The sequence below is a fragment of the Micromonospora sp. 4G55 genome (assembly GCF_016803375.1).
Map to the genome: position 1 here is coordinate 1 of NZ_JAEVHN010000234.1, position 8,716 is coordinate 8,716.

The following is an 8,716-nucleotide window of genomic DNA, read 5'->3' on the forward strand; positions in this document are numbered from 1 at the left end:
ACCGGCTTCCCGACCGCCCGATCGGGGCCGAGGCGCCGGCTTGCCGACCGCCCGGTCGGCGCCGAGGCGCTGGCTTCCGGGCTGCCCGGTCGGCGCGGAGGTGCCCCGGGGCTGGACGGGTCGGAGAGACTGTGCCGGTGACCGCTGCCACCGGGAGGACGCGATGACGCGCGACGAGATGCTGGCGTACTGCCTCGGGAAGCCGGGCGCCCGGCTGGACCAGCCCTGGGAGGGCGACGAGGTGGTGAAGGTGGGAAGCCGGATCTTCGCCTTCCTCGGCTCGCCGGACGGAGAGGCGCGGGTCGGCGTGAAGTGCGGCCCGAACCGGGAGGTCGCCGACGAGTGGATCCACCGGTTCCCGGACGACGCGAAGGCGTCGGCGTACATCGGGCGGTCGGGGTGGAACTCGCTGCGCCTGAACGGCGCGATCCCGGACGACGAGCTGATCGAGGCCGTCGACGGCTCGTACGAGGCGGTGGTGGCGAAGCTGCCGAAACGGGAGCGGCCGACGGTGTGAGGGTCGGCGCGGCGTCGCGCCGCGCCGACCCGTCGACCTCAGCGGGGTACGACCCGCTCGCTGCTCCACTCCCGCCAGCCGGCCAGCTTGTCCGCGGCGGCGGCGAGCTGGTCGGCCACCGGGCCGGGGCCGGTGGAGCCGGGCGTGGTCCGGGCGGCCAGCGCCGAGCGGACCGAGAGCACGTCGCGCACGCTCGGGTCCAGGTGCTCGCTGACCGTGGCGAGGTCGTCGTCGGAGACCTCGTCCAGGGCGCAGTCCCGGGCCACGCAGAGCGCGACGAGCTTGCCGGTGATCTCGTGCGCGTCGCGGAACGGCACGCCCTTGCGGACGAGCCAGTCGGCCACCTCGGTGGCCAGCGAGAAGCCCACCGGCGCGGCGGCCACCAGCCGGTCGACGCGTACCGTCATGGTGGAGATCATCCCGGCGAGCGCCGGCAGCAGCAGTTCCAGGGTGTCGACCGCGTCGAAGGCCGGCTCCTTGTCCTCCTGCATGTCCCGGTCGTAGGTCATCGGCAGGCCCTTGAGCATGGTGAGCACGCTCATCAGCCCGCCGACGAGGCGGCCCGACTTCCCCCGGGCCAGCTCGGCGATGTCCGCGTTCTTCTTCTGCGGCATGATCGACGAGCCGGTGGCGAAGGCGTCGTCGAGCTCCACCCAGCCGAACTCGTGCGAGGTCCAGAGCACCACCTCCTCGCCGAGGCGGGACAGGTGCACCCCGACCAGCGCGGTGACGAAGAGGAACTCGGCGACGAAGTCCCGGTCGGCGACGGCGTCCATCGAGTTGGCGAACGACGTACGGAAGCCCAGCTCCTTGGAGACGGCCACCGGGTCCAGCGGCAGGCCGGAGCCGGCCAGCGCGCCCGCCCCGAGCGGGCTGATCGCGGCCCGGTGGTCCCAGTCGCGCAGCCGCTCCAGGTCGCGCAGCAGCGGCTGCACGTGGGCGAGCAGCCAGTGTCCGAAGGTGACCGGCTGGGCGTGCTGGAGGTGGGTCATCCCGGGCGCGGCAGTGTCCACGTGCCGCTCGGCCTGCTCGACCAGCGCCTCGGCCAGCTCGACCAGCCGGGCGGCCACGCCCCGGGCGTGGTCACGCAGGTAGAGCCGCAGGTCGGTGGCGACCTGGTCGTTGCGGGACCGCCCGGCGCGCAGCTTGCCGCCGAGGCTGCCGAGCCGCTCCAGCAGGCCGCGCTCCAGGGCGGTGTGCACGTCCTCGTCGTCGATGGTCGGGCGGAACTGCCCGGAGGCGCAGGCCGCCTCCAGATCGTCCAGCGCCGCCAGGATGCGGCCCAGCTCCTCCGGGTCGAGCAGGCCCGCGCCGGCCAGCACCCGGGCGTGCGCCCGGGAGCCGGCGATGTCGTACGGGGCGAGGCGCCAGTCGAACTGGACACTCACCGACAGCCGCGCGAGGGCTTCGGCGGGGCCACCGGCGAACCGGCCACCCCACAGGCTCGTCCGGTTGGTGGCGGCGCTGTTCTCGGTCAGGCTCTTGTCGTCCACGCCGCCCATTGTGGTTGCCACGGTTCCTAGCCGCCCAGCCGGGCGTCCCGTGCGGCGGCCATCTTGCTCGGCAGGCCCCACAGCTGCACGAAACCCTTCGCCAGGGACTGGTCGAAGGTGTCGCCGGTGTCGTAGGTGGCCATGCCGAAGTCGTAGAGGCTGGCCTCGGAGCGCCGGCCGGTGACGGTGGCCCGGCCGCCGTGCAGGGTGAGCCGCACCTCGCCGGAGACGTGCCGCTGGGCGTCGTCGATGAAGGCGTCCAGGCTGTCCTTGAGCGGCGAGAACCAGAGGCCGTCGTAGACCAGCTCGCCCCAGCGCTGGTCGACGCCGCGCTTGAACCGGGCCAGGTCGCGCTCGACGGTGACCGCCTCCAGCTCCTGGTGGGCGATGATCAGCGCGATCGCGCCGGGGGCCTCGTACACCTCGCGGCTCTTGATGCCGACGAGGCGGTCCTCGACCATGTCGAGCCGGCCGACGCCCTGGGCGCCGGCGCGCCGGTTCAGCTCCAGGATCGCCTGGTACGGGGTGACGGTCTCGCCGTCGATGGCGACCGGGTTGCCGGCGTCGAAGGTGATCACGACCTCGTCGGCGTCGCGCGGCTCGGCCGGGTCGGCGGTGTAGGAGTACAGGTCCTCGATGGGACCGTTCCAGATGTCCTCCAAGAAGCCGGTCTCCACCGCACGACCCCAGAGGTTCTGGTCGATGGAGTACGGCGACTTGGCCGACACGTCGATCGGCAGGCCCTTCTCCTCGGCGAAGGCGATGGCCTTGTCCCGCGTCCAGGCGAAGTCCCGGGCCGGGGCGATGATCTTCAGGTCGGGGGCGAGGGCGCTCAGCCCGACCTCGAAGCGGACCTGGTCGTTGCCCTTGCCGGTGCAGCCGTGCGAGACGATCGTGCCGCCGTGCTTGCGGGCCGCGGCCACCAGGTGCTTGACGATCAGCGGCCGGGACAGCGCGGAGACCAGCGGGTAGCGGTCCATGTAGAGGGCGTTGGCGCGCATCGCCGGCAGGCAGTAGTCGCGGCGAACTCGTCACGCGCGTCGACCACCTCGGACTCGACGGCGCCGCAGTCCAGCGCGCGCTGCCGGATGGCGTCGAGGTCCTCGCCGCCCTGTCCGACGTCGACGGCCACCGCGACGATCTCGGCGCCGGTCTGCTCGGCGAGGTACGGAATGGCCACGGAGGTGTCGAGACCCCCGGAGTAGGCAAGGACGACCCGCTCGGTCATGGTGTGGTGCTCCCTTCAACATTTTCTTCCCGGCGGGCCCACCCGGCGAGCTTGTCGCCGAGCGCGGCCCCGCCGACGGCCTCGCGGGCCACGACGAGGATGGTGTCGTCGCCGGCGATGGTGCCGACGATCTCGGGCAGGCCCGCTCGGTCCAACGCGCTGGCCAGGTAGTGGGCTGCGCCCGGCGGGGTGCGCAGTACGGCGATGTTGCCGCTGGAGTCGACCCCGTTGAGCAGCTCGCGCAGCAGCCGGACCAGCCGGGCCGGGGCGGCCTCGGCGTCGCGCAGCGGTCGCTGGCCGTCCTCCGGGATCAGGTAGACGCCCCGCCCGTCGCCGCCGCGGGCGGTGACCGCGCCCAGCTCCTTGAGATCGCGGGAGAGGGTGGCCTGGGTGACCTGGATGCCGTCGGTGGCGAGCAGGTCGGCCAGCTCGGTCTGCGAGTGGATCGCCTTGTCGCGGATCAGCTCGACGATGCGGCCGTGCCGGGCGGCGCGGGTCAGCGGGGCGGTCATGTGGAGGCCTCCAGGAGATACGTCAGCAGCGCCTTCTGGGCGTGCAGGCGATTCTCCGCCTGGTCGAAGACCGCGCTGCGCGGCCCGTCGAGCACCTCGTCGGTGATCTCCTCGCCCCGGTGCGCGGGCAGGCAGTGCAGCACGATCACGTCGGTCGCGGCGTGGGCCAGCAGCGCGTCGTTGACCTGGTACGGCCGGAACGGGGTGAGCCGGTCCAGCCCGTCGTCCTCCTGGCCCATCGAGGTCCAGGTGTCGGTGGCGACCACGTCGGCCCCGCGGACCGCCTCGACCGGGTCGACGAGCGCCCGGACCGATCCGCCGGTGCCGAGGGCGATCTTCTCGGCCCGGGCCACCACGTCGGGGTCGGGCTGGAAACCGGCCGGGCCGGCGACCCGCACGTGCATCCCGGCGGTCGCGCCGGCGAGCAGGTAGGAGTGCGACAGGTTGTTGGCGGCGTCCCCGACGTACGCCAGGGTCCGGCCTCGGGTGCCGCCGCAGTGCTCGCGGACGGTGAGCAGGTCGGCCAGCAGCTGGCAGGGGTGGTAGCCGTCGGTGAGGGCGTTGATCACCGGCACGGTGGCGTGCGAGGCGACCTCGGCGATCCGGTCGTCGCCGTGGGTGCGCAGCACGATCGCGGCGACGTAGCGGGACAGCACCCGCCCGGCGTCGGCGAGAGACTCGCCCCGCCCGAAGTGGGTGACCTGGGTGTCCACGACCAGGGGGTGGCCGCCCAGCTCGGCGATGCCGGCGTCGAAGGAGATCCGGGTGCGCAGGCTCTGCTTGTCGAAGAGCACCGCCACGACCGCGGCCCGGCCAGCGGCGTGTACGCGAACCGGTCGGCCTTCATCCGGGCGGCCCGGTCGATGTCGGACTGCTGGACGGCGGCGACGGAGCCGAAGTTCCTGACCGCCTGGTAGTAGGTCCAGGCCAGGCTGTAGCAGGCCGGCCGGACGACGGCGTTGTACGTGGCGCAGGACCGCTTGAGGTCCTCGTAGAAGGCGCTGTCCACGCGGGCCTTGTTGGCGGAGAACTGGCCCATGGCCTTGTAGTTGCGGTAGCCGAAGTCGTGCCGGGCGCAGGAGAGGGTGAAGTTGAACCCGAGCGGGTTGTCGGGGCTGGACGAGCAGTAGTCGGTGGACCAGTCGAAGGCGTAGTCGGCCCAGGCGGCCTTGTTCAGCCGGGCGGAGTTCCAGGCGTTGAAGCTGGTGGCGCTGGTCTGGGTCCAGCTGGAGAGCACCGAGAGCTTCTGCTCAGGCGTCACCGCGAACGCGGGGGAGCTCACGCCGAGCATGGCGAGCAGTGCGAACGCGCCGGCGGCGAAGAGGGTGGCGAGTCGTCTGGGCATTCGGGGTACCTCCGCGGGGTGGTCTACGACCGGTGACCGGTGGATCACCGTGGGTCGGACCAGTTTCGAGCAATTCCCATGCCTCGATGTGTTACCGGCGGGTACTATTGATGACAGACGATGAAACAGACGAATGCCCCGGGCGTTGACCGCCCGGGGCATTCGCGGTTGGGTCAGCGCACCACCCGCGCCGGGCTGGGCAGGCTCTCGTTCCAGAGCCGGTCCAGCGCGGTCACGTGGTACGTGTACGTCCGCCCCGGCTCCGCCGTGGCGTCCACGAAGGACTGCACCGCGGTGGCGTCGTCGGCGCGCAGGGTGCCGACCAGGTGGGACGCGTCGGCGAAGCCGCAGGCGTCCACCCGCTCGCCCGAGTCGAAGCGGTAGACCGCGTACGAGGTGGCGTCGCCGATCGGGCCCTGGCCGTCGGCCGGCTGCCGCCAGCTCAGCCGCACCCCGTCGTCGGACCGCTCCGCCCCGGTGACCACCGGGGGCAGCAGCGGCTTGGCGGGCAGGTGCGGCATCGCCGGCACCAGCGCCGGCCGGGAGTAGTGCTCGGCGGCGTAGATGTCGGTCGCGCCGAGCCGGTTGGCCCGCACCTGCACGGCCGAGAAGTGCACGTTGCCGAGCACCTCCGGGTACGACCGGTTGAGCGTCAGGTGGTCGGACAGCTCGCGCGGGTTCTGCCAGAACGGCCCGTACACCGGCTCACCGCTCTTGTAGTCGGCCTGGCCGATGTAGAGCTGCACCCGGGTGCCGCGCACCGTCTCGGCCCACCACGGCACCAGCCGGGCGTAGTCGGCGGCCGGGTACTGGCCGATGTACCAGTAGAGCTGCGGCACCACGTAGTCGATCCACTCCTGCTTGATCCAGGTGCGGGTGTCGGCGGAGATGATGTCGTACGACTGGCTGCCGGTGGTGTCCGAGCCCAGCGGGTCGGCGGACTTGTTACGCCAGATGCCGAACGGGCTGACCCCGAACTTCACCCACGGCTTGACCGCCTTGATCTTGGCGTTCATCTCCTGGATCAGCAGGTTGATGTTGTCCCGCCGCCAGTCCGCCTTGTCGGTGAAGCCCCGGTTGTGGGCGGCGAAGGTGGCGTCGTCCGGCACCTGGTGGGTGCCGCTCGGGTACGGGTAGAAGTAGTCGTCGAAGTGCACGCCGTCGATGTCGTACCGGTTGACCGCGTCCATCATCGCGGTCTGGACGAACTCGCGGACCTCGGGGATGCCGGGGTTGTAGTAGAGCCGGCTGCCGGCCACGCCGGCCGGCGGGTAGGCGAAGGTCCACTCCGGGTGCTGCCGCGCCGGGTGGTTCGGCGCGAGCTTGCTGAGGTCCGCGCCGGCGCCACCCGGGGCCGGCATGGAGACCCGGTACGGGTTGAACCAGGCGTGGAACTCCAGGTTCCGCTTGTGCGACTCGGTGACGAGGAACTTCAGCGGGTCCCAGCCCGGGTCCTGGCCGCGCACCCCGGTGAGGTACTCCGACCACGGCTCGTACGGCGAGGGCCAGAACGCGTCCGCGGTCGGCCGGACCTGGACGACGACGGCGTTGTGGTTGAGCTTCTGCGCCAGGTCGAGCCAGGCCAGGTACTCGGCCTGCTGCTTGGCGACCTGGTCGGGGGCGGTCTGCGAGGCCTTGCTGGGCCAGTCGATGTTGGTGACCGACGCGATCCACATGGCCCGGAACTGGCGCTTCGGGGTGGCCGGGTCGGTGCTGCAGTCGGTGGTGGCGGGTTCGGTGGCCGCCGTGTCCGGTGCGGCGCTCGCGGGCGTGCCGGCGACCAGCGCGCCGAGCAGTGCCACGGCCAGCCCGGCGGCTCGGAGCCGAGTTGCCTTCATGCGGTGTGTCCCTTCGTGGGCTCCCGGTTGTCGCGGCGTCCCTGGCAAGATTCGCCAGCGGCTATCTACCGCTGGTAGGAAATTTTCACACCTGATGGGCTTCGCGCAAGGGTCCGACCTGGATGTCCCGATACCGGCAAACTCGCCGGAGGCGGCCAACCCGGCCACCGGTGCGAGCCGTGACGGTCCCCACACGTGCGGTCAGCGCCCGATCGGCCCGTGAAGTGGTGATTGGCGCGGGTCTGTGCTGGGTAGCATCGCCGGTCACCGGCCGCCACGGGGGCGGTCGAGGAAGGGGTGAACGCGGTGTCCGTGCTGCGCACCAAACCGATCAAGGACGTGCTGGCCCAGGGCGAGGCCGACGGGAGCGACGGCAAGCTCGGGCTGAAGCGCCACCTCGGCGCGCGCGACCTCACCGGCTTCGGCATCGGCATCGTGATCGGCACCGGCATCTTCACGCTGACCGGCATCGAGGCCCGGGACAGCGCCGGGCCCGGCGTGGTGATCTCGTTCGCCATCGCCGGGGTGGTCGCCCTGCTCGCCGCGCTCTGCTACGCCGAACTGGCCTCCAGCGTGCCGACGGCCGGCAGCGCCTACACCTACGCGTACGCGACGATGGGCGAGATCGTCGCCTGGATCATCGGCTGGGACCTGCTGCTGGAGTTCGCCCTCGGCGCGGCGGTGGTGGCCCGGGGCTGGTCCGGCTACCTCGCCGAACTCTTCGGCCTGCCCACCGCCTGGTTCGGCGAGGAGGGCAGCGTCGTCAACCTCGGCGCGATCGGCATCGTGCTGCTGCTCGGCGTGGTCGCCATCGTCGGCATCCGGGAGTCCGCCCGGGTCACCAACCTGCTGGTACTGGTCAAGGTCGCCATCTGCGTCTTCATCGTGGCCGCCGGGCTGTTCTTCGTGGAGGCCGCCAACCTCACCCCGTTCATCCCGCCGGCGGAGCCCGCCGCGCCGCCGACGACGGCATCAAGCAGCCCGTCACCCAGGCGCTGTTCGGGCTGGAGCCCTCGGTCTTCGGCTTCGTCGGGGTGCTCAGCGCCGCCGCGGTGGTCTTCTTCGCGTACACCGGCTTCGAGGCCGTGGCGAACCTCGGCGAGGAGACCCGCCGTCCCAAGCGTGACCTCACCCTGGGCCTGCTCGGCACGCTGCTGATCTCCACCGTGCTGTACATCGGCGTCTCGCTGGTCGTGGTCGGCATGGTGCCGTACACCGAGATCGACCGGGGCGCCCCGATCGCCTCGGCCTTCAAGGCGGCCGGCGCGGGCTGGGCCGGCGTGCTGGTCTCCATCGCGGCCATCGCCGGCCTGACCAGCGTGATCCTGGTCGACCTGGTGGCCATGGGCCGGATCGGCTTCGCCATCTCCCGGGACGGCCTGATCCCGCCGTCGATCGCCAAGGTGCACCCCCGCTGGGGCACCCCGTACCGGATCTCCGCGGTGATGACGGTGGCGGTCGCGCTGCTCGCCGGCTTCCTGCCGCTGTCGGCCCTGGCCGACCTGGTCAGCATCGGCGCGCTCTGCGCGTTCGTGCTGGTCTCGGTCGCGGTGCCGATCCTGCGCCGCAAGCGCCCCGACCTGGACCGGCCGTTCAAGGTGCCGTTCTCCCCGGTGCTACCGATCGTCTCGGCGCTGGCCTGCCTCTACCTGATGCTCAACCTGTCGGTGGAGACCTGGATCCGGTTCCTGATCTGGATGCTGCTCGGCGCGGTCATCTACTTCGGCTACGGCTACCGCCGCAACCGCCTCGCCACCGCCAACCCCGCCCCCACCCCCCGCAC

At 71.8% G+C, this 8,716-nt stretch carries 6 protein-coding genes and 4 pseudogenes; 4 read left to right on the forward strand and 6 right to left on the reverse strand.

Translation table 11 applies throughout. From position 1 onward, the window contains the following. Positions 1 to 163: 163 nt before the first annotated feature. Positions 164 to 517, forward strand: a complete 354-nt coding sequence (locus tag JNW89_RS19255; protein WP_238449961.1) for an MmcQ/YjbR family DNA-binding protein — start codon at positions 164 to 166, stop codon at positions 515 to 517. A 38-nt stretch (positions 518 to 555) separates the two neighbouring features. Here the strand turns inward: JNW89_RS19255 and argH are convergent, their stop codons facing one another. The 6 genes and pseudogenes from argH to JNW89_RS19285 all read right to left on the reverse strand — a co-directional run bounded on the left by argH (position 556) and on the right by JNW89_RS19285 (position 6,933). Continuing rightward, on the reverse strand, positions 556 to 2,019 hold the full coding sequence (gene argH / locus JNW89_RS19260) for an argininosuccinate lyase (protein WP_238449963.1): 1,464 nt from the start codon (positions 2,017 to 2,019) through the stop codon (positions 556 to 558). Between the two features lie 17 nt (positions 2,020 to 2,036). Then, positions 2,037 to 3,238, reverse strand: a pseudogene (locus tag JNW89_RS19265) (argininosuccinate synthase). Next, positions 3,235 to 3,750 carry an arginine repressor gene (locus tag JNW89_RS19270; protein ID WP_154937999.1) on the reverse strand — a complete coding sequence of 172 codons (516 nt, stop codon included), beginning with the start codon at positions 3,748 to 3,750 and terminating at the stop codon, positions 3,235 to 3,237. The pseudogene JNW89_RS19265 and the gene JNW89_RS19270 overlap by 4 nt, the downstream one beginning before the upstream one ends. Continuing rightward, a pseudogene (gene argF, locus JNW89_RS19275) lies at positions 3,747 to 4,612 on the reverse strand (ornithine carbamoyltransferase); the annotation flags it as partial. The gene JNW89_RS19270 and the pseudogene argF, both read right to left, overlap by 4 nt. Next, positions 4,586 to 5,095, reverse strand: a pseudogene (locus JNW89_RS37725) (phospholipase); the annotation flags it as partial. The pseudogenes JNW89_RS37725 and argF, both read right to left, overlap by 27 nt. A gap of 173 nt (positions 5,096 to 5,268) precedes the next feature. Then, a complete protein-coding gene (locus tag JNW89_RS19285; RefSeq protein WP_238449962.1) occupies positions 5,269 to 6,933 on the reverse strand; it encodes a glycoside hydrolase family 10 protein in 1,665 nt (554 codons plus the stop codon). Between the two features lie 435 nt (positions 6,934 to 7,368). Between JNW89_RS19285 and JNW89_RS36815 the strand changes: the two genes are divergently transcribed. From JNW89_RS36815 to JNW89_RS38895, 3 genes and pseudogenes are all read left to right on the forward strand, one after another. Beyond that, the gene (locus tag JNW89_RS36815; protein ID WP_375155119.1) at positions 7,369 to 8,091 is read left to right on the forward strand and encodes an amino acid permease; all 723 of its coding nucleotides are present in this window, start codon (positions 7,369 to 7,371) and stop codon (positions 8,089 to 8,091) included. Then, positions 7,980 to 8,543: pseudogene (locus tag JNW89_RS36820) on the forward strand (amino acid permease); the annotation flags it as partial. The gene JNW89_RS36815 and the pseudogene JNW89_RS36820, both read left to right, overlap by 112 nt. Before the next feature lie 42 nt (positions 8,544 to 8,585). Then, positions 8,586 to 8,716: amino acid permease C-terminal domain-containing protein (locus JNW89_RS38895; protein ID WP_238449964.1), on the forward strand; the 131-nt coding region annotated here is incomplete at its 3' end.